Below are 20,667 nucleotides of genomic sequence, written 5' to 3'. Positions count from 1 at the left end.
GACATGCAACAATGGTAAATGTTCGTGTTTCTTAATGTTTTATTCTATTATACACGTTATTATGCATCTAGTTCCACCAAAAAGTCAACTTTACGTGTTTTTTAACTTGTCTTCATGAATCAAAACATGGTATATACCATGTTTTGAATTCGGTTACAACCCAATAGGCGTAAGGGGTATGGAGAATACCGTCACATTCAAACATCCAAAAAATAAACACAGAAAATTTACAAAATAAAAAATTCACTCATCTCAAAAAGACACATCCCTTGTTAGAATGTGCCTTTTTTGTTTCTGTTATCCTTCTAAGAAAAAGAGCTGAATGAAAAATAAAATGGCAAAGATGAGAACAAGTACATGTACTTCTCTCCATTTCCCTTTTGCCAGTTTCACAAGGGGATATGAGATAAATCCAAGTGAAATTCCTGTAGAAATACTAGATGTCAGCGGCATGGAAAGGATCACAAGAAAAGCAGGGAATGCTTCGTCTAGCTCGTTCCAGCGAATGCGTGACACTGAGTTCATCATCAAGCACCCGACAATGATGAGAACAGGTGATGTGATGGATGGTAAAGAAGAAATGGCTTGAACGAGCGGGCCGAAAAACAATGCCACAATAAACAGTGCAGCGACCGTTAAAGACGTTAGTCCAGTTCTTCCGCCAGCAGCAACCCCAGATGATGATTCAATATAAGCTGTTGTTGGGCTTGTCCCAAACATAGAACCTATCGTCGTTGCAGCAGAGTCAGCGAGTAGGGCTCTGCGTACCTTTGGCAGCTGGCCTTTTTTCATGAGTCCTGCTTGTTCAGCCACTCCGATCATTGTGCCCGTTGTATCAAAAATCGTCACTAGTAAGAAGGAGAAGACGACAGCATATAAATGATGAGAGAATACATCGCCAAAAGCAGCGAATGGATTTGTAATCAGCATGCCTTCGGGTAGTGCAGGGATGTCCATCAGCATTTTAGGGAAATGAAGCTGGCCTGTTACGAGCGCAATCAGTGTCGTCGCTAACATACCGATAAACAGAGCGCCATTTATTTGAAGAACCATTAAAATAACAGAGATCATTAAGCCGACAAGCGTTAAAATGACAACAGGCGAGCTTAAGTTGCCAAGCTTCACTAGATTTTCTGGGTCAGCTGCGATAATCCCAGACTGACGGAGGCCGATAAATGCAATGAAAAGCCCGATTCCTGCTGTAATGCCGTACTTTAAATTATCTGGAATGGCTTGAATCAGTTGTTTTCTAAGGGATGTTAACGATAAAATAATAAAGAGTATACCAGCAACAAATACCGCACTGAACGCTGTTTGATAGCTGATGCCGCCGCCACCGACAACTGTAAAGGTGAAATAGACATTCAGCCCCATGCCTGGTGCAATAGCAATCGGATAGTTTGCAAATAGTGCCATCCAGAGCGTACCGACGACAGCAGCGATAATTGTTGCAGTAAAGACTTGGTCAAAAGGAATGCCTGCTTTTGAAAGAATTCCTGGGTTAACGGCAACAATATATACCATGGTAAAGAATGTCGTCATACCAGCAATTAATTCTTTCTTTATGTTGGTTTGGTTTTCTTTTAACTGAAACATAAAATCCTCCATTTACGAACATTATTACAAAACAATTAATATAATATTCGTTTTAAGGGTGGATTGCAACCTTTTTTCAAGGAGGAATGGAAAAATGAATTGGGAAGCTGAAGTGATACGAAAAAAAGACGACTTAATTAAGGACACACAATCTTTTTTGCAAATTGAAAGTGTCCTTGATGAAGAAGGTGGAAAAGAAGGAAAGCCATTTGGTGAAAAAGTCGATCAGGCCCTTCAGTATATGTTGAAAAAAGGGGAAGACGAAGGATTCACAGTCAAGAATGTGGATGGCTATGCAGGTCATATTGAATATGGAGAAGGCGAAGACATTGTAGGTGTGCTATGCCATGTGGACGTTGTGCCTGCTGGTGATGGCTGGACAACCCCGCCATTTTCAGCGGACATAAGAGAAAATAAAATGTTTGCACGAGGAGCCATTGATGATAAAGGTCCAACCATGGCGGCTTTCTACGCGCTAAAGATGATAAAAGATACAGGGATGAAGCTGTCAAAAAAGATTCGAATGATCATTGGAACGGATGAAGAAAGTGATTGGCGCTGTGTGGACCATTATTTCAAGCATGAGGCGATGCCGCAAATTGGATTTGCGCCAGATGCCGATTTTCCGATTATTCATGCTGAAAAAGGGATTATTGATGCCATCGTGTCATTTACATATCAACTTACAGAAAATCATCAGCGCTATACGCTCAAGCAATTCACATCGGGTATGCGGCTGAATATGGTGCCGGATGAGGCAGCTGCCACTGTGACAGCTGCACAAGATCACGATGCTGAATCATTAAAAACAGCTTTTGAAGCTTATCTTGCTCACAATCATTTATCAGGTGAGGTAAAGAATGCAGCGGACGGACTGCATCTCACATTAAAAGGTGAATCAGTTCATGCCATGGAGCCGGCGCATGGCATCAATGCGGGCATTCATATGGCGAATTTCCTATGTGGACAAGAGTTAGATGAAGACGGGCTTGCTTTTACCTCCCAAATCAACGCTTTATTTGATCAGGATACAAGAGGGAAAAAGCTGGGGATTGCTTGTAAAGATGAGATTAGCGGAGATTTGACTTTAAATGTTGGAACGATCCGCTATACACAAAACGAGGAAGCGAAGCTAGGATTAAATGTCCGCTATCCAGTGACAGCAGACGGCAAGGACGTTAAAAAAGGGATCGAAGGCATCAAAGGGGCCACCCTTCTGAAATTTGACGACAGCACTCCGCATCACGTCTCAAAAGATCATCCGCTTGTGAAAACATTGCAGCGGGTATATGAGGAACAAACGGGAGATCCAGCTAATCTGATTGCCATTGGTGGAGGAACGTATGCGAGATCTTTAGAAGCGGGCGTTGCCTTTGGTCCTCTATTCCCTGGCAGACCAGATTGCGCACACCAGAGAGATGAATATATCGAAATCGATGATCTACTAAGAGCAACCGCTCTATATGCACAAGCCATGTATGAATTGGCAAAATAGAAAAAGAGAAGAGGGGATTCACAGTGAAAAAAATGTTCTTATGCTCTTCATTCAAAGACAGCTATTCTCTCTTATCTGACTTTGCGGGTGAATCATTAAAAGGAAAACGCGTGACATTTTTTCCAACAGCCAGTGCTGTGGAAGAAGTCACGCACTATGTGGAGGCAGCGAAAGAAGCCTTTCATCAACTAGGTATGCATCTAGAGACCGTTCAGATAGCTGAGCAGTCTACTGAAGAAATCACAAAGATGATGGAACAAAATGATGTGATGTACGTATCAGGAGGCAACACCTTCTATTTGCTGCAGGAATTAAGAAAGCATCGTCTTGATGACGTGCTGAAAGAAGAAATCAATAAAGGCAAGCTGTACATCGGAGAGTCCGCAGGGAGTATCATCATGGCACCAAGCATTGAATATATCTCCGTGATGGATGATCGGCAGAAGGCAGCAGAACTTTCATCATGTCAAGGATTCAATGAGATAAGCTACTATCCGGTACCGCATATGTACAATACCTATTTAGGCGAGGCTGCGCAGCAAATCATGGAACAGTTTGAGCAGACGCTCGATTTATGCCCGCTTACTGATGAGCAGGTTTTACTCATCACAGGGGAGCAGGCTGAGGTGAAGTCCGACAAATCGTCCTAACCTTGAAACGAAGAAAAAGGAACAGGGATTCATGACCCTGTTCCTTTTTTAATCTTGAAAAACATCACTTGATAAGTATCGTTCGCCTGTATCTGCTGTCATACAGATCACGATTTGTTCTGCCGGCAGTTGCTTGGCTGTTTCAATCGCAGCATAGCAGGCTGCACCAGATGATGGACCAACTAAAATTCCTTCAAGCCGGGCAAGCTGACGTGTGATGGTGTACGCATCCTCATCGCTTACTTGCACGATCTCATCATAGACATGCTCGTTTAAAATATGGGGAATAAATCCTGGGCTTGTGCCAACAAGTTTATGTTTGCCAGGTTTCCCGCCAGATAAGACTGGAGATCCCTTCGGCTCTGCCACACGTATGGTCAAATGAGGGAATGCCTTCTTTAATTCCTCTCCGGTGCCTGTAATGGTTCCGCCAGTTCCTGCTGTTGCGACAAAGGCTCCAATTGGCTTTCCAAGTTGTTTTACAGCTTCCATGATTTCAACAGCCGTTGTGCCTCTATGTGCATCTGGGTTCGCCCCATTATCAAATTGCATCGGGATAAAGCTATGAGGAATTTGAGACGCCAGTTCCTCTGCCTTGCGAATACAGCCTGGCATTTTTTCTTCTCCTGGGGTTAAAACGACCTGCGCCCCATAAGCCTTCAAAATATTGATTCTTTCCTTTGTCATCGTATCTGGCATGACAAGGATGGCTTTATAGCCTCTTGCTGCTGCGTTCATGGCTAAACCAATCCCTGTATTCCCACTCGTTGGTTCAATAATGGTCGCTCCTTTTGTAAGCTTTCCTTGCCTTTCAGCCTCGACGATCATATTGTAAGCAGCGCGGTCCTTCACACTGCCGCTAGGATTAAATGATTCCAGCTTTAAATAAACAGCTGCCGCATTGTCTGGCTGAAGCCGCTGTAATTTAACAAGTGGTGTATCGCCAATCAGCTCAGCTATATTTTGTGCAACCTTCATCATGTGACACCCTTTCTTCTCATTCTGCATTTCTTTAGTTATACTATCATCAATGGGGATTCGTAAAGTTTGTTAAAAAAGGACAGGTGATATTGTGGCAGAAAACCGTCATTATTTTATAGGGATTCACATCCCTGAACAACTTGCGCATCAAATCAAAAAAGACATGGATCTAAGGAGTGAACTATCCTTTCAAAAGTGGACAGCACCAGATGATTATCATGTGACCCTGATCTTTTTAGGTGCCATTCCAGATGAGCGTTTAAAAAAGATCATCGAGCTGCTTGATATCCTTTCAAATGAAGCCGCTGCATTTTCACTAGAGCTGAATGAGTTAGGACAGTTTGGCATGAAGGAGCGCCCGAGAGTCTTTTTTGCAAAACCTAATGAAAGTGAACCGCTCATGCAATTAAGAGAAAAGGTGAAAGAAGCCGTATTGTCAGCAGGACATCCTGTTGAAAAGAGACCGTTTCATCCGCATATGACGATTGCGCGAAAATGGAACGCGGATCACTCTTTTGCAGAACAAGCGCCTTTACGCAAAGAGCCATACGTGATAGAGGTTTCTTGTATGACTCTATTTGAAATACGTCCGAAAGAAACCCCGCGTTATCACGCAATCAAACAATTTGCACTACATAAATGATTCTAAAAGTTGGAGTGAGCAGCAGATGGCGCAAATTATCAAAATTCAAGATTATATATCACGATATGAACAAGACCCGCATCACTACATCAATCAATTCATTCGATTGAAAAAGCAAAGGTGGGACGAGTTAAAAAAGGCTTCAAAACAGGAGGCGCAGCATTCATTTGACCAAATCTCTGAACAAGTGCCTGAACAAGAGGAAGAAAAGAGAAAGAAATTCTCCTTAAAAAGAAAGCAAAAAGAAGCCGATATGAAAAAGGAACGGGACCTGAGTCTTTTTAACGAGCCGACAGATATAGAGCAAGGTGTCTTTACAAACGTTCCTACCGATGAAACGAAGCTCATTCATTTTTTTAAGGATCATCTATACGATGTTCAATTAAAATGGGCGAGCTCGACGATTTCCCACATTTCAACCGTCTCCCATCATATTCGGTATGATGAAAAGCTGCGTATGCTTGCTAGGCAGCTTCCGGATTCATATTTTGTGATGTATAAGCCGGTGCTGCTCATTCAAAAAGCAGAGATGGAATTATGTTCAGTACTTATTACGCCGCTGGAAGTGATTTGTTTATCCTTCTTAGAGGCAGAGCCTGACAGCGTATATATCGGAACGAAGGAACGTTTTTGGGAAAAGCGGGCGAATGGGAAAGCTGTTCAGTCCGTTTTGAATCCTTGCGCAAGCCTTCTGCGCTCTGGCACCGTCGTGTCAAAGATCTTACAGCAAAGCGGTGTCGATCTTCCTGTGAAAAAAATCCTGATCAGCAGAACCTCTTATATTGACTTACCGGAAGTTCCATACGGGATGGAGGTTGTCGATAAGAAGAAGGCGGAAGATTGGTTTGAAAAGCAGCGGAAAAATACCGCGCCGACAAAGCATCAGCAATTTAAGGCGACAAAGGCATTGCTTGCTTATGGTGAATCAGACAGCAAAAGAAGGCAGGAATGGCTCGATTAAAGGCATAATGGAAGGTCACAAAAAATGAGACCTGAGTGGAGCTAATATATGAATGAATGGTACTTTATCGTTAATCCAGCAGCAGGACATGGAAAAGGACTTCGTACATGGAGGAGCATAGAGAAAGAATTACAAAAGGTGGAGATCTCTTATCGATCGTTTCTCACCCAGCATGAAGGTCATGCAGAAGTATTGGCAAGACAAATTAGCGCCATGCAAGATGACAGGCTGAAGCGCCTGATTGTCATTGGCGGTGACGGCACCATTCATGAAGTCCTGAATGGCTTAAAGGAAATGGATCATGTGCAGTTAAGCTTTGTTCCCGCCGGTCATTGGAATGATGCGGCGAAGGGCCTCGGCATCCATCGTCAAGATGTCCTAAAAGAAGTGAGAAAGCAAAAGAGAATGCTCACCAAAACATTTTCTCTCGGCTCCTTTCAAGATCATGCAGAAAGCCCGCAATCCGTTCTCTTTCTCAATCATATCGGTGCTGGGTTTGATGCGCATGTGCTAAGGAAAACAGTGCATTTCAGAGGAAAAAAGTGGCTGAAACGGCTGGGGCTTGGGTTTATTATCTACCCGCTGTCATTTCTCCATTCTTTATGGTCCTTTAAGCCGTTTGACCTTGCGCTGTTTATTGAAAATGAGAAGAAGGTCTTTCGCCAAGTGTGGTTTGTGATTGTATGCAATCACCCCTATTACGGAGGCGGGCTGGAAGCAGCGCCGGAAGTGAGCGCGAGGCAGCCAGGCTTTCAAACGATCGTTGTCACAGATTTGAATCCATTCAAAGTGCTCTTGTTTTTAAGTGCGATGGTGTTTCGAAAGCATCTTGGAATGAAGGGCGTTACCCTGTATCAGCACGAGGAAGCGTACTTGGAGGCAGATGCAAAAATCTTATTTCATGCAGATGGAGAAGTGATCGGCGCAACACCTGTCTTTGTGAAGGCGAGTGAGCGCTCCTTAAAATTACGTGCTTAAATGGCTTCTCGTGAATGCCCTAGTCAAAAACCATGAAAAAAGCCTTCCTTTTCATAAGGTTCTTGTCCTGATTTTCTAGTTTTGCTTGACGAGTATAAGAAGGTAACGATAAAATCTATAGGACGGCTATTGTTTAGCATCTCATTCTCAATAGCTGTCCTTTTTGTTTTTATGATCATATAAATAAAAAAGAAACAGCCAATTGATCTTCAATCGGCTGAATTTTGTCGACTAAAAAAGCAAGATTTAAAATATTTTAAGAAATGATGGGTTGAAAATTGATATGAACTGGTTGGGACAAATATTAGGTAGCGAATGGCACATTTCTCCTGCTGGAGGCGCTACGGGAGATGCGTACTTCGCAACACACAATGACCAAAAGCTATTTTTAAAACGCAATACGTCACCGTTTCTTGCGGTTTTGTCAGCTGAAGGCATTGTGCCGAAGCTTGTCTGGACAAAACGGATGGAAAATGGGGATGTCATCACTGCGCAGCACTGGCTGAGCGGCAGAGAGCTGAAGCCAAAGGACATGAATGACCGTCCTGTAGCAGAGCAGCTAAGAAAAATTCATACATCTAAAGAATTGCTTGATATGCTGAAAAGATTAGAGAAGCATGCTCTACACCCAGAATCCATTTTGAAGCATTTAAAACAGTCCATATTAAAAGAGCAAATCGATTCACAAGACATTACACGTGCCATCCAGTACTTAGAGAAGCATGTGGAGGCGGTCCAATTTGAGGACAAGGTCGTGTGTCATTGTGACCTCAATCATAATAATTGGCTGCTGACAGATGAAAATCAGCTTTACTTGATTGATTGGGATGGGGCGATGATTGCTGACCCAGCCATTGATCTTGGACCACTTTTATACCATTATGTTGAAGAAGAGAACTGGGAAAGCTGGCTCTCGATGTACGGTGCCCCGCTGACGGACAATTTGCGAAAACGTATGGATTGGTACGTCCTCGCTGAAACTGTATCGTTTGTCGTGTGGCATAAAAGAAAAGGAAATGAAAAAGCGCAGCAAGAAGTGCAAGCGGAGCTGAGCGCACTCTTAAAGCGGTTAAACATCCATTAAGACATAGGAATATTCTCGACCCACTCTGACAAATGCGATTGATGCTCCTCGATATGTGCATTAATTGAACTGACAGAAGTGCCCTTTTGGCTGTAATCATAAATATCTGTTAATAATTGACGAATGTCGGCATCAAGGTCTTCTTTTGCCAGCATTAATTGAATCACACGTCCCACCTGTTCATATTCTGCAACAGTCCCGCAGCAATCCAACTGGTGATCGGTTAAAATATCTTTGATTAATTGAAGCTGATGTTGACGGTTTAATCCCATACGTATGCTCCTTTTCTGCGTGTCATTTATGTGGTTAAACTGTGCATTCAGCGCCCAATTTATACATGCGGCAGACCAGCTCAGAGCGAAGGGCTGGTCTTTTTCATATGTGCATAAAGATGCTGTCTTGCGGGTCTTTATGTTTCATGGTATCTTGATAAAATGTAAAGAAAATAGAGGTGTATCAAATTGAGAATGCGACATAAACCATGGGCGGATGATTACTTAGCTGAAAATGCTCATATTGCCTTAGCTAGCCCCGAGCAATATAAAGGGAAATGGCATGAGCTGTTTGGAAATGATCATCCAATCCATATCGAAGTTGGGACAGGAAAAGGGAGCTTTATCGCTGGAATGGGCAAGCTTCATCCTGATATCAACTATATTGGCATTGAATTATTTAAAAGTGTCATTGTGACAGCAGTAGATAAAATCAAAGAGACAGATGTTGAAAATGTAAAGCTTTTGAACATTAATGCTGAAACGCTGACAGATGTGTTTGCGGAAAATGAAATTGACCGGGTGTATTTGAATTTCTCTGATCCGTGGCCAAAAGCAAGGCATGAAAAGCGCAGATTAACGTTTAAGGCCTTTTTAGAGCGATATGAACATATTCTCCGTCCAGGTGGTGAATTGCATTTCAAAACAGATAACCGCGGATTATTTGAATATTCCTTAAAGAGTTTTTCTGCATATGGCCTTCTTTTAACGTATGTAAGCTTAGATTTACATAAGGACGGATTAGAAGGAAATGTGATGACTGAATACGAAGAAAAATTCTCGTCTATGGGACAACCCATCTATCGATCAGAAGTAAAATTTCCAGATTAACAAGTGACATCAAGCTGGCTGCAAAGAAAAATTGCAGTCAGCTTTTTTCATGAAAAGATTGATGCATGCGATTTTCAGCTGTATTTGCTACGATAGAAAAAGGAGGGATGACAGCAATGGAGACAATGAAAATAGGTGACATGGAACTGTTCTGGTTAAATGGGGGAGATACACACATGGACGGCGGTGCGATGTTCGGTGTAGTGCCAAAGCCGTTATGGTCAAAAAAATACCCGGTGAACGATCGCAATCAAATTGAACTGCGGTGTGATCCGATCCTCATTCGGTGGAATGGTCTTCATTTATTAGTGGATTCCGGCATCGGATCAGGGAAGCTGACAGATAAACAAAAACGCAATTACGGCGTAACAGAAGTGACGAAATTGGAACAATCGCTAGCGGCACTCGGCCTGCAACCAGCTGATATTGATTACGTTTTAATGACACACCTTCACTTCGATCATGCAAGCGGGCTGACAAAACGTGAGGGAGAAGAGCTCGTGTCTGTTTTTCCGCAGGCAAAAATCATCACATCCAAAATCGAATGGGACGAAATGAGGGCGCCTAACATCCGCTCAAGAAATACATATTGGAAAGAAAACTGGGAGCCTATAGCAGATCAAGTGGTGCCATTTGAAGAAAGCATCGAAGTAACAAAAGGCATTGGGCTGCATCATACAGGCGGTCATAGCAATGGCCATAGCATCTTAACGCTCACAAGTCAGGGCGAAACAGCGATTCATTTGGCTGATATCATGCCAACACACGCTCATAAAAATCCATTATGGGTCTTGGCTTATGATGATTACCCAATGACTTCGATTCCAGCTAAGCAAAAATGGCAGGCATTTGCAGAAGAAAAAAATGCGTGGTACTTGTTTTATCATGATGCGATTTACCGCGCTGTAAAGTGGGATAAAGACGGGCAAATCACACATGAAGTTAAAAGAGAAACAGGAAGATAAAAGATCATCTGCATGTTTTTTCGCCTTTCACACAAAATAACGACAAAATGAACTTGTGAAAGGAAGAGTGCAGGTGAACCAATTTTATCGTGTACATGGTGATGTCATTGAAACACCATTAAGAGGGATGGAAGTCATGTCCGTCCCTTATTTAAACAAAGGGGTTGCATTTACTAAGGAAGAGCGGGAAGAGCTTGGTTTAAAGGGATTTCTACCGCCTAAGGTTTTAACATTAGAGGATCAGGCAAAGCGTGCATATGAGCAGTTCAAGGCACAGCCGGATGAACTGGGAAAAAATGTGTATTTAACATCACTTCATGACAGAAACGAAGTGCTTTTTTACAAATTACTAAATGAGCACTTGGCGGAGATGCTGCCGATTGTCTACACGCCGACTGTTGGAACAGCCATTCAGCGTTATAGCCACGAGTATCGAAAGCCAAGGGGGCTTTATTTATCGATTGATGATTTGGAAGGCATGGAAGAGATTTTTGCCTCTTACGGTGTTGATGAATCAATTGACTTAATCGTTGCGACAGATGCAGAAGGCATTTTAGGTATTGGAGACTGGGGTGTTGGCGGTATTGCCATTTCAGTCGGGAAACTTGCTGTTTATACAGCCGCAGCAGGCATTGATCCTAGCCGCGTGCTGGCCGTTGTGCTTGATGCCGGGACGAACCAGGAAAGTCTCTTGAATGATCCGCTTTATGTTGGAAATCAGCATTCTCGCGTTCGAGGAGAACGTTATGATCGGTTCATTGATCAATATGTAGAGCTTGCCCGCGCAACCTTTCCAAATGCACTCCTTCACTGGGAAGACTTTGGGACAAAAAATGCCCGAGCCATATTGGAAAAATATAAGGAACGTATTTGTACATTTAATGATGACATTCAAGGTACTGGAGCTGTTTCACTTGCTGCGGTTCTGGCATGTGCAAAAGCTTCGAAGGTTCCGCTGAAAGATCACCGAATCGTCATTTTCGGAGCGGGTACGGCAGGGATTGGCATAGCGGAGCAGATCCGTGATGCTCTCGTAAGAGACGGTGTCAAAGAAGAGGAATCATATGATCATTTCTGGTGTATTGATAAAACAGGATTGCTTACAGATGATTCGCCTGACATTCAGCCATTTCAAAAGCCATATGCAAGACGTTCTGACGAAGTAAAGGGTTATGCCCGTAACGGTCCTAAGCATTCCATTGATTTATTAGAGGTCGTCAAACAGGCGAAACCAACCATCTTAATTGGCACCTCGACGGTAGGAGGAGCATTTACAGAGGAAATTGTGAAAGAAATGGCGTCACACGTGGAGCGCCCAGCCATTTTACCGATGTCGAACCCAACACCTCTTTCAGAAGCAAAGCCTGAAGATCTCATCGAGTGGACAGAAGGACGCGCCCTTGTGACAACGGGAAGCCCATTTGATCCTGTCGAATATGGCGGCGTGACATATGAAATTGGTCAGGCGAATAATGCCCTTGTGTTCCCAGGGCTTGGTCTTGGAACGATTGTGTCTAAAGCCCGCCTTATAACAGACAGCATGTTTGTTGCGAGTGCTGAAGCGATTGCCAGCATGGTCAATGTCGGAAAGCCGGGTGCAGCGATGCTGCCAAGTGTGGATCAGCTTCGAACTGTTTCAGCGACAGTGGCTGTCCGTGTGGCGCAAGCAGCGATCGATGAAGGTATTGCAGAGGAAACGCCTGAGGATCTCATTCAGGCTGTACAGGACGCCATGTGGCATCCTGTGTACAAAAAAATCAAAGCCATATAAAAAAGAAGCTTCGCAAGGACACGCCTTTGCGAAGCTTTCTTTATCAAGCCACAGAATCAATGACATCAACGATCATGCCTGTTTTGGCATCAATCATGACTTCGTACTGTTCAAGCTCGCCAAAGGCTGAGCGAGTAATGCCAGATTTGTACACATCAATCGTTTCACCATTTACGGTATACGGTTCTGGTACAGTATAAATCCAAGAGCCATCAATCGGGCCGCGCTGTTTAAAAGCAGATTTCACAATTTTTAATGCTTTTTCAGACGAGATATACGTAGGGAAAAATACTTTCTTTGCAACAATTGCAGCGGCTACGCCAATACTCGCACCAATCAGAACATGTTTTAACTTCAACGTGCTGCACCTCCGTATTGCTGTTTTTTCCATTATACAAAACTTGTCCATTGATGTTAAGGAATCCGAATACTTGAAAGCATATTCAAAATTTCTGGAGAGATACTTGGAAAACCGAAAGAATTCTTATAGTATAAAGTGAGTGTTATTTTTATAGGAATATATATGGTCATTACATAGAAACGAGGTAAACCGTAGAATGAATGAAGAAACATTGTCGCTTTTCCGAAATTTAACAGAATTACAGGGAACTCCAGGTAATGAGCACCATGTGCGTGCTTTTATGAAAAAGGAACTTGAGAAATATTCTGACGAACTCATTCAGGATCGTCTTGGCGGTGTGTTTGGGGTACGCAAGGGACCGGAGAACGCACCTAAAATCATGGTGGCTGGTCATATGGATGAAGTGGGATTCATGGTTTCATCCATTACGAAGAACGGGATGATACGCTTCCAAACACTCGGCGGCTGGTGGAGTCAAGTCATGCTGGCACAGCGTGTCGACGTTCATACCGTTCACGGACCAATTCCTGGTGTCGTCTCTAGTACACCGCCTCATCTTCTAACACCAGAACAAAAAAGCAAACCTGTGAAACCATCAGACATGCTCATTGATATTGGGGCAGACAGTGAAGAAGAGGCAAAAGAACTTGGCATTCGCCCAGGACAGCAAATCGTGCCTGCAACAGTCTTTACCCCTATGGCGAATCCTAAAAAGATTTTAGCGAAGGCTTGGGATAACCGCTATGGCTGTGGACTTGCGATTGAATTATTAAAAGAAATAAAAGACGAACCTCTTTCATGTCATCTGTATTCAGGTGCAACGGTTCAGGAAGAAGTAGGGCTTAGAGGGGCAGAAGTAGCTGCGAATATGATTCAGCCAGATCTGTTCTTTGCTTTAGATGCAAGCCCTGCAAACGATGTGACAGGTGACAAAACCCAATTCGGCCAGCTTGGTAAAGGAGCACTTCTGCGTATTTTTGATCGAACCATGATTACGCATCGCGGGATGAGAGACTTTGTGCTCGATACTGCTGAGTCAAACAGCATTCCATACCAATACTTCGTATCACCGGGTGGTACGGACGCTGGACGTGTGCATATTTCCAACCAAGGTGTGCCTTCTGCTGTCATTGGGGTGTGCGCTCGCTACATTCATACAAGTCATTCAGTATTGCATGTGGATGATTACGCAGCGGCAAAAGAATTAATTGTCCGCCTGGTGAAAAACTGTGATCAAAGTACAGTGGATTCTATTTATCAACAGGTGTAAATGTAATAGAAAAGGCTGCCTCTTTCATGAGAGCAGCCTTTAGTGTGTATATGTAGACAAAACCTCGCATTCATTGCCAGGTCTGCAAAGGTTTCGAAAAGAGGAAAAAAGGTTGCAGTTTCACCTTTTTTATTGCTGTTCAAACACGTAAGATAACGCCTTGATCGCTTGGTTCACGGTTTCTACAGTGATATTCGCTTTGTTTGATAGTTCCTTTAACGGATGGTGCAGTTCTTTTGGGCGGATCAAAATGAGAGGTTTTCCTTTTGTGATGGCAGCAGATGCATCCATTGCCGTGTTCCACTGTTTATATTTCTCACCAAAGCGGGCAATGACGACGTCTGCCTTGTTTAATAAGATCTCAGTACGGAAATTGTTCAAATCAGAAGCCGCATCATCTTTGAAAATGGCATTCGGCTGCTCACCTAAAATGTCCTCACCAATGTGATCTGAGCGGTCATGATTCTCCATTGGTCCAACAAACGTCACCGGCAGTTTCAACGATTGGCTTTTCTCCTTGATTTCATCACGCCACTGGCTATGAATTTCTCCTGCTAAATAGACGGTTAATTGCATAACGATCTCCTCCTTTTGTACAAACTTAGTAAAGGTTTGCCCTGTTTCTTTTCATGTTACACAAGAAGTGCTTGATAAAGCAAAAAAAATATGATTATGATATTCATGGTAGAGACTATTTTTCATCGTAAGAATACTACATATAATGGGAAGGACAGGCCTCTTCGTCTTTCCTATGAGAAAGCAGGAAGACGACGTTGATGACTTATTTGAAAAGAAAAGGGATCTCCCTTTCGCCAAAAGTGTACTTCATTGATGCACTCTCTTATATGGCTTTAGGTCTATTTGCTACATTAGTGGTAGGGCTGATTTTAAAAACAGCAGGCGGTCTGTTATCACTTCCGCTCATCATCAAAATGGGAACACTTGCGATGGGGCTCATGGGACCAGCAATCGGTGTAGCCGTTGCGTATCGCTTACATGCATCTCCTTTGATCATTTTTGCAAGTGTTGTCTCAGGTGCTGCAGGAGCAGAGCTTGGTGGACCTGCTGGAAGCTTTGTCGCAGCATTAATTGGTGTGGAACTCGGCAAGCTGGTCAGTGGTGAGACAAGAATTGATATTATTTTAACGCCGCTTGTCACCATTATTACTGGCTTTTTCACCGCCGCTTTGATCGGTCCTGGGATTGAAGCCATGATGACAGGGCTTGGTAAGCTCATCATGTGGGGGACTGACCAAAGTCCGCTGATCATGGGCATGCTAGTAGCGACCATTGTTGGACTTGCCCTCAGCTCACCGATTTCAAGTGCGGCGCTTGCGCTCATGCTTGACTTAAGCGGAACAGCGGCTGGTGCTGCAACGATTGGCTGCTGCGCTCAAATGGTCGGCTTTGCCGCTGCAGGCTTTAGAGAAAATCGTTTTGGCGGTCTTGCTGCTGTCGGCATTGGCACGTCAAAATTGCAACTGCCGAACATTGTGAAAAATCCCCTTATCCTTATTCCGCCGACGATTGCGGGCCTCATTCTCGCGCCAATTGGTATTATTGGCTTTGGGATGGTCAATAATGCGGCAGGGGCAGGTATGGGAACGAGCGGCCTCGTTGGACAGCTCATGACACTGACCGTTATGGGATTTCATCCATCCGTTTTTCTGGCGATCGCTCTTTTGCATATCGTTGGCCCGGCAGTGATTAGTTTGGTAGTATCAGAATGGATGAGAAAGAAAGGCTATATACAATTCGGAGATTTAACCATACAAACTGGAGGAATGAAACATGAAAAAAATTGAATCAAACGAAGAATTACAAAAAGTGATTCAAGAAGACTTAACAGTATTGCTATTTTCAGCTGACTGGTGCCCGGACTGCACCTTTATCGAACCATTCTTGCCAGAGCTTGAAGCAAACTACCCAGAATTTGAGTACTTCTATGTGGATAGAGATCAGTTCATTGACACTTGCGCAGAGTGGGAAATTTACGGCATTCCAAGCTTTTTAGTTTTTAAAAATGGACAAGAAATTAACCGCTTTGTCAGCAAGGATCGTAAGACGAAGGAAGAGATTGAAGCATTTTTAACAGATTCTCTTTCTAAATAATGAAAGGAGGGTCTAAATCATGGCAAAAATGACATCAAGACAGCTTGCGAACGAACTCAAAAGCCGTCTGACAAATGACAGCTGGTCACACCAGTTTGACCGAGAAAAAGATACGCTTCGTATTGAAGATAAACAAACAAGTAAAGGTATTACACTAGAGCTCCCGCCAATCATTGCAAAGTGGGAAGTAAAGCCTGATGAAACATTAGATGAGATCGTTTACTATGTGAAAGAGGCGCTAAGTGCCATGAAAGGCGAAGCGCAGCACATCTCAGGAAAAGAAAAGCAGATCTATCCTGTCATTCGTTCCACTTCCTTTCCTGAGGCATCAAGTGATGGCATTCCCCTAGTTTTTGATGAGCATACAGCTGAAACGAGAATCTTCTATGCACTTGACCTTGGAAGCACCTACAGATTAATTGATGAGAAAATGCTTCAAAAGGAAAACTGGACAAAAGAGCGAATTAGGGAAACTGCAAGCTTCAATGTCCGCTCACTTGAAACTGTGGTGAAAATGGATGAAGTCGCAGGCAATCGGTTTTATTTCTTCCGTGCGAATGACGGATATGATGCCAGCAGACTTTTAAATGAATCGATTTTACAAGAATACGCGCAAAAAATAGAAGGACAGATGGCCATTTCTGTTCCCCATCAAGATGTATTCATCATTGCAGATGTTCGCAATGAATCAGGCTATGATATTTTAGGACAGATGTCGATGAGCTTCTTCGCCAGCGGCACGGTTCCGATTACCGCATTGTCATTTTTATATGATGAGGGCAAGCTTGAACCGATCTTTATTCTTGCTAAAAGCAGACCAAAACAGCAGTAGAAGGGAATTTTGAAGAATGAACGTTTTTTATAATGCAGAAGGTGTAGGCGACACACTCCTTATTTCATTGAAAGATGTGACGAGAGAAGAAGTAGGTCATGAGAGGTTTGGAGATGTCGTAAGAATCTTCAATCAAGAAACAAAAGAAACAACAGGTATTAATATCTTCAACGCATCCACTTACATGAAAATTGAAGAAAACGGATCTGTACCGCTATCTGAAACACTTGTTCAAGATATCAACGAAATTTTAAACCGCAACGGTGTAAGTGAAACGTTGACCGTGGATCTATCACCAAAATTTGTTGTCGGTTATGTAAAGGAAAAAGAAAAGCATCCGAATGCAGATAAATTAAACATTTGCCAAGTAGATGTTGGCGATGAAACATTACAAATCGTGTGCGGTGCGCCAAACGTTGATCAAGGGCAATATGTCGTGGTTGCGAAGGTTGGTGCGGTGATGCCAAGCGGTTTGGTCATTAAAGATGCTGAGCTAAGAGGTGTTCCATCAAGCGGAATGATTTGTTCAGCAAAAGAACTAGATCTTCCAGACGCGCCTGCTGAAAAAGGGATTCTTGTTCTAGAGGGAAGCCACCAAGCTGGCGAACCCTTTAAAGCGTAACCTCCCATAAACGGGTACATAGGAGCGAAGAATGTGTTATACCAAAAGTCACTAAGTACGTACTTAGTGACTTTTTTTCATCTACAGACAGCACAAATAGCAAAGAGCAGCACTTTTCTCGCTTTTCTGCATGAAAAAGCAATGGTATACTAAAAATCGCCCAAGAAAACGTAAGGGGAGTTAAAGTGAGTGATAAATGATGAGTTGGTTAGATAAATTTTTTAGTGTATTTTTAGGAGAAGAAGAAAAGAAAGAAGAAAAAGCTGTGAGACCTAATGAAGGTCCAGCTGCACGAACGCAGCCAGTTTTTGAACAGCATAAAGAATATAAAAAAATTGAAGATACAAAAGTCTATTATGAATATCCGAAAGGCAACTTCCGCTTTCCGCTCGTTCCAGATGAACCTCTGCGTGACGGAGTGAAGCAGGAAAGAAGACGCGCAAAGCCAAGCAAGCCAAAGGCTAAGCAGAAGACCTATGAGCCAAAACAAACGGTGCAGCCTGACATCAATAAAAAGCCATTCAAAACAGAGCAAATTCCATCACCGATCTATGGCTATCATCAGGATATGCGTCCAAAACGAACAGAAGCGAAAGAAGAATCATCTCCTGTTCAAATGAAAGCAGCAGAAACAGCGCAGCGTGTCACCCTGTTATCAGAAGAGGCAGAGCGTGTACGAAATGTCAGACAGCAAATGAACATTCCGTCAATACGGAAAGAAAATCGTATGGAAGAAACGGTTTCAGCCCCAGCAGAAGAAAGAGTGGACATGCAAACAGACGTGACCCCGCTTACTTTGCAAGAGGAACTCGCTTATCAGGATCACGTTCAATCGACGATGGAGCGTTTAAATGACGAGCCTTTCATTCAAACAGAGGAAAAAGAGCAAGCCTTTTCTGAGCCTCAAGACCATATTGAAGCTGACTTACATAATCAGGAGGCCGAAGCTTATCAAGAACAGCCGGTAGAGGCTGAGCCGGAACAGGATGTCTCAAGCGATGACGAAGAAATAAAAGGCGAGCCGGTACATCAGTTTGTAGATCATACGGAGGAAATAGAACCGTTGACATTCGAAACAGCAGAAGACACACATCCCGCAATTGAAATGGAAGTAGACATGCCGGCAGAAGAAGTTGAGGTAACAGAAGACATCCCAGCAGAACCGGTCGCGGAAATAGAAGCTGATTCCATAGAAGATCATCAAGAAGAAGTGCCAGCGGCAGCATTTGAAGAAGCTGAGCCAGTCGCCAAGCATGATCTGCAAGAAGACCAATTGTTGGAAGAAGCTGAAATAGTAGAAGATCAAATGCTGCCAATAGAACAAGTAGCAGACGATGAGACCGCTACTGAACCAGCAGAACCTGTCATAGAGCAGCAAGAAAAGCAAGAACAAGTGCATGAAGTCAAGGAAGAAAAACCGAAACAAGCAGCTCCGCAGACGCAACGTACAAGCGGACAAACCTCAACGGTTCCTTTTAACGTCATGATGTTAAAAAGTGATCAGCGTGTGCAAGGGCAAAAGAAAGCAGCAGATGCACAAGGGTATGTTTTCCCAAGTCTCGCCCTTTTAGACGTACCTCCAGCTCAAAAAGAAGAGGACGGGACATGGGTGAAAGAGCGGGCAGAGCTGCTCAATGCCACGCTGAAAAATTTCAATGTCAGAGCAAGTGTGGTTCATGTCACGCAAGGCCCTTCTGTGACAAGGTTTGAAGTACATCCAGAACCAGGTGTCAAAGTGAACAAAATCACGAACCTATCAGATGATATTAAACTCAGTTTGTCCGCAAAAGATATTCGAATCGAAGCACCGATTCCAGGAAAGAACACGATCGGGATCGAAGTGCCGAACCTTCACAGTAAAATGGTTTTCTTACGAGAGATGATCAGAAGCAGTGCATTTAGAGACAATCCATCACCTTTAACAGCAGCACTCGGATTAGATATATCCGGCCAGCCTGTTGTGGTTGATCTGCAAAAAATGCCGCATGGCTTAATTGCTGGAGCAACAGGGTCAGGAAAAAGTGTCTGTATCAATACCATTTTAGTGAGCTTAATGTTTAAAGCGTCACCAGATGAAGTAAAAATGCTCTTAATCGACCCTAAAATGGTTGAATTAGCGCCATATAATCACATTCCGCATCTCGTGAGTCCTGTCATCACCGATGCCAAGACAGCGACAGCCGCTCTGAAATGGGTAGTGGATGAAATGGAAAGGCGCTACGAACTGTTTGCGCACTCTGGCGTGAGAGAAATTAAACGATTCAATGAGCTTGTCAAAGAAAAACAAATGGGTGAAAAACTGCCTTATCTTGTCGTTGTGATCGATGAGCTCGCTGATTTAATGATGGTCGCACCAAATGAAGTCGAAGAAAGCATTTGCCGAATCGCACAAAAAGCAAGAGCATGCGGCATTCATTTATTGATTGCGACACAAAGACCTTCTGTCGATGTCATCACAGGTCTCATTAAAGCCAATATCCCAACAAGAATTGCTTTCTCTGTCTCAAGTCAGGTAGATTCTAGAACGATCATTGACATGGCAGGTGCAGAAAAGCTTCTCGGAAAAGGAGACATGCTTTTCTTAGAAAATGGCTCCGGCAAGCCGACGAGGCTGCAAGGGAACTTTGTATCAGACCGTGAGATTGATCAAGTAGTGGCACATGTAAGAAAACAGCGTAAGCCAGTGTTCCTTTTCGAACAGGAGGAATTAATGCTCCAAGGCTCTGCGATTACAGATGAAGACGAATTGTTTATGGATGCCTGCCGTTTTGCGATTGAGCAGAATAGCGCTAGTACATCGAGTTTGCAGCGAAGATTTAGAATTGGCTACAATCGTGCAGCCAGATTGATCGACATGATGGAACGCGAGGGCATGATCTCTGGTGCAAAAGGCAGTAAGCCAAGGGAAGTCCTTATGACACTGAGTGACTTAGAACAGCTGATCTAAACAAACCACTTCATTTTTTTTATAAACATGGTATGATAGCACATAGGTGAATTTTGTAATTGGACGCTTTTCGTATGCCTGTCAGAACGCTTTTTTATGTAAAATGAGCGAAAGCAGGTGTTATAAATAGGAAAGTTGTCGGATACTAATCATAGTTAATATTGATTAGAATAGGAAGATCGGAAAAAAATCTTTATTTGGAGCTGCGATCTGTGAGCCGCTAGAGGCGAAAATCACAAGTTGCAAATTGAAATGAGCGTCATATACTGTAAGTCAGATAGACGTTTGTTGGAGGT

The 20,667-nt window shown here is 43.3% G+C and carries 20 protein-coding genes; 15 read left to right on the top strand and 5 right to left on the bottom strand.

Features of this window, described 5'->3' with window-relative positions; genetic code table 11:
- Positions 1-297: 297 nt before the first annotated feature.
- Positions 298-1,596: an NCS2 family permease gene (locus tag C6Y06_RS12810; protein WP_060597038.1), complete on the bottom strand. Its 1,299-nt coding sequence runs from the start codon at positions 1,594-1,596 to the stop codon at positions 298-300.
- 94 nt (positions 1,597-1,690) lie between these two features.
- Between C6Y06_RS12810 and pepV the strand changes: the two genes are divergently transcribed.
- Positions 1,691-3,091 carry a dipeptidase PepV gene (pepV, locus tag C6Y06_RS12805; RefSeq protein ID WP_106036978.1) on the top strand — a complete coding sequence of 467 codons (1,401 nt, stop codon included), beginning with the start codon at positions 1,691-1,693 and terminating at the stop codon, positions 3,089-3,091.
- Positions 3,092-3,114: 23 nt separating this feature from the next.
- Entirely contained in the window at positions 3,115-3,741 is a 627-nt protein-coding gene (locus tag C6Y06_RS12800) for a Type 1 glutamine amidotransferase-like domain-containing protein (RefSeq protein WP_060597036.1), read from the top strand.
- A gap of 48 nt (positions 3,742-3,789) precedes the next feature.
- Here C6Y06_RS12800 and cysK read toward each other — a convergent pair whose 3' ends face one another.
- Positions 3,790-4,719, bottom strand: a complete 930-nt coding sequence (cysK, locus tag C6Y06_RS12795) for a cysteine synthase A (RefSeq protein ID WP_060597035.1) — start codon at positions 4,717-4,719, stop codon at positions 3,790-3,792.
- Between the two features lie 94 nt (positions 4,720-4,813).
- Here cysK and thpR point away from each other — a divergent pair, with 94 nt between their 5' ends.
- From thpR to C6Y06_RS12775, 4 genes are all read left to right on the top strand, one after another.
- A complete protein-coding gene (gene thpR, locus C6Y06_RS12790; protein ID WP_060597034.1) occupies positions 4,814-5,365 on the top strand; it encodes an RNA 2',3'-cyclic phosphodiesterase in 552 nt (183 codons plus the stop codon).
- A gap of 25 nt (positions 5,366-5,390) precedes the next feature.
- Positions 5,391-6,326: a hypothetical protein gene (locus C6Y06_RS12785; RefSeq protein ID WP_034665469.1), complete on the top strand. Its 936-nt coding sequence runs from the start codon at positions 5,391-5,393 to the stop codon at positions 6,324-6,326.
- Between the two features lie 48 nt (positions 6,327-6,374).
- Positions 6,375-7,304 carry a YegS/Rv2252/BmrU family lipid kinase gene (locus tag C6Y06_RS12780; protein ID WP_034665473.1) on the top strand — a complete coding sequence of 310 codons (930 nt, stop codon included), beginning with the start codon at positions 6,375-6,377 and terminating at the stop codon, positions 7,302-7,304.
- A gap of 283 nt (positions 7,305-7,587) precedes the next feature.
- Complete coding sequence (locus C6Y06_RS12775) at positions 7,588-8,388, top strand: phosphotransferase family protein (RefSeq protein WP_170938436.1); 801 nt, start codon at positions 7,588-7,590, stop codon at positions 8,386-8,388.
- Here the strand turns inward: C6Y06_RS12775 and C6Y06_RS12770 are convergent.
- Positions 8,385-8,660 (bottom strand): YtzH-like family protein, encoded by a 276-nt coding sequence (locus C6Y06_RS12770; RefSeq protein ID WP_060597030.1) that lies wholly within the window; start codon positions 8,658-8,660, stop codon positions 8,385-8,387. The genes C6Y06_RS12775 and C6Y06_RS12770 overlap by 4 nt on opposite strands.
- Before the next feature lie 189 nt (positions 8,661-8,849).
- Here C6Y06_RS12770 and trmB point away from each other — a divergent pair, with 189 nt between their 5' ends.
- The 3 genes from trmB to C6Y06_RS12755 all read left to right on the top strand — a co-directional run bounded on the left by trmB (position 8,850) and on the right by C6Y06_RS12755 (position 12,227).
- On the top strand, positions 8,850-9,491 hold the full coding sequence (gene trmB / locus C6Y06_RS12765) for a tRNA (guanosine(46)-N7)-methyltransferase TrmB (protein WP_060597029.1): 642 nt from the start codon (positions 8,850-8,852) through the stop codon (positions 9,489-9,491).
- A gap of 116 nt (positions 9,492-9,607) precedes the next feature.
- Positions 9,608-10,456, top strand: coding sequence for a YtnP family quorum-quenching lactonase (locus tag C6Y06_RS12760; RefSeq protein ID WP_106036977.1), 849 nt, complete (start codon positions 9,608-9,610; stop codon positions 10,454-10,456).
- A 73-nt stretch (positions 10,457-10,529) separates the two neighbouring features.
- Positions 10,530-12,227 (top strand): NAD-dependent malic enzyme, encoded by a 1,698-nt coding sequence (locus C6Y06_RS12755; RefSeq protein ID WP_106036976.1) that lies wholly within the window; start codon positions 10,530-10,532, stop codon positions 12,225-12,227.
- A 43-nt stretch (positions 12,228-12,270) separates the two neighbouring features.
- On the opposite strand, the gene C6Y06_RS12750 is transcribed toward C6Y06_RS12755, so the two are convergent.
- Positions 12,271-12,585, bottom strand: coding sequence for a PepSY domain-containing protein (locus tag C6Y06_RS12750; RefSeq protein ID WP_003217759.1), 315 nt, complete (start codon positions 12,583-12,585; stop codon positions 12,271-12,273).
- Between the two features lie 199 nt (positions 12,586-12,784).
- Here C6Y06_RS12750 and C6Y06_RS12745 point away from each other — a divergent pair, with 199 nt between their 5' ends.
- The gene (locus tag C6Y06_RS12745) at positions 12,785-13,858 is read left to right on the top strand and encodes a M42 family metallopeptidase (RefSeq protein ID WP_060597028.1); all 1,074 of its coding nucleotides are present in this window, start codon (positions 12,785-12,787) and stop codon (positions 13,856-13,858) included.
- A 129-nt stretch (positions 13,859-13,987) separates the two neighbouring features.
- Here C6Y06_RS12745 and C6Y06_RS12740 read toward each other — a convergent pair whose 3' ends face one another.
- The gene (locus C6Y06_RS12740) at positions 13,988-14,434 is read right to left on the bottom strand and encodes a YtoQ family protein (RefSeq protein WP_060597027.1); all 447 of its coding nucleotides are present in this window, start codon (positions 14,432-14,434) and stop codon (positions 13,988-13,990) included.
- Positions 14,435-14,634: 200 nt separating this feature from the next.
- On the opposite strand from C6Y06_RS12740, the gene C6Y06_RS12735 reads away from it, so the two are divergent.
- The 5 genes from C6Y06_RS12735 to C6Y06_RS12715 all read left to right on the top strand — a co-directional run bounded on the left by C6Y06_RS12735 (position 14,635) and on the right by C6Y06_RS12715 (position 20,371).
- Positions 14,635-15,663 carry a PTS sugar transporter subunit IIC gene (locus C6Y06_RS12735; protein ID WP_106036975.1) on the top strand — a complete coding sequence of 343 codons (1,029 nt, stop codon included), beginning with the start codon at positions 14,635-14,637 and terminating at the stop codon, positions 15,661-15,663.
- Complete coding sequence (locus C6Y06_RS12730; RefSeq protein WP_003217665.1) at positions 15,650-15,970, top strand: thioredoxin family protein; 321 nt, start codon at positions 15,650-15,652, stop codon at positions 15,968-15,970. Before C6Y06_RS12735 ends, C6Y06_RS12730 begins: the two co-directional genes overlap by 14 nt.
- A 19-nt stretch (positions 15,971-15,989) precedes the next feature.
- The gene (locus tag C6Y06_RS12725; RefSeq protein ID WP_060597025.1) at positions 15,990-16,802 is read left to right on the top strand and encodes a DUF1444 domain-containing protein; all 813 of its coding nucleotides are present in this window, start codon (positions 15,990-15,992) and stop codon (positions 16,800-16,802) included.
- 16 nt (positions 16,803-16,818) lie between these two features.
- Positions 16,819-17,424 carry a YtpR family tRNA-binding protein gene (gene ytpR, locus C6Y06_RS12720; protein WP_106036974.1) on the top strand — a complete coding sequence of 202 codons (606 nt, stop codon included), beginning with the start codon at positions 16,819-16,821 and terminating at the stop codon, positions 17,422-17,424.
- Positions 17,425-17,620: 196 nt separating this feature from the next.
- Positions 17,621-20,371, top strand: coding sequence for a DNA translocase FtsK (locus tag C6Y06_RS12715; RefSeq protein WP_106036973.1), 2,751 nt, complete (start codon positions 17,621-17,623; stop codon positions 20,369-20,371).
- Positions 20,372-20,667 lie beyond the last annotated feature (296 nt).

The organism is Bacillus sp. MZGC1 (assembly GCF_002998605.1).
GTDB lineage: Bacteria > Bacillota > Bacilli > Bacillales > Bacillaceae > Bacillus.
The sequence above is the reverse complement of the archived record's forward strand: the minus strand, read 5'-3'. Positions and strand labels throughout refer to the sequence as shown.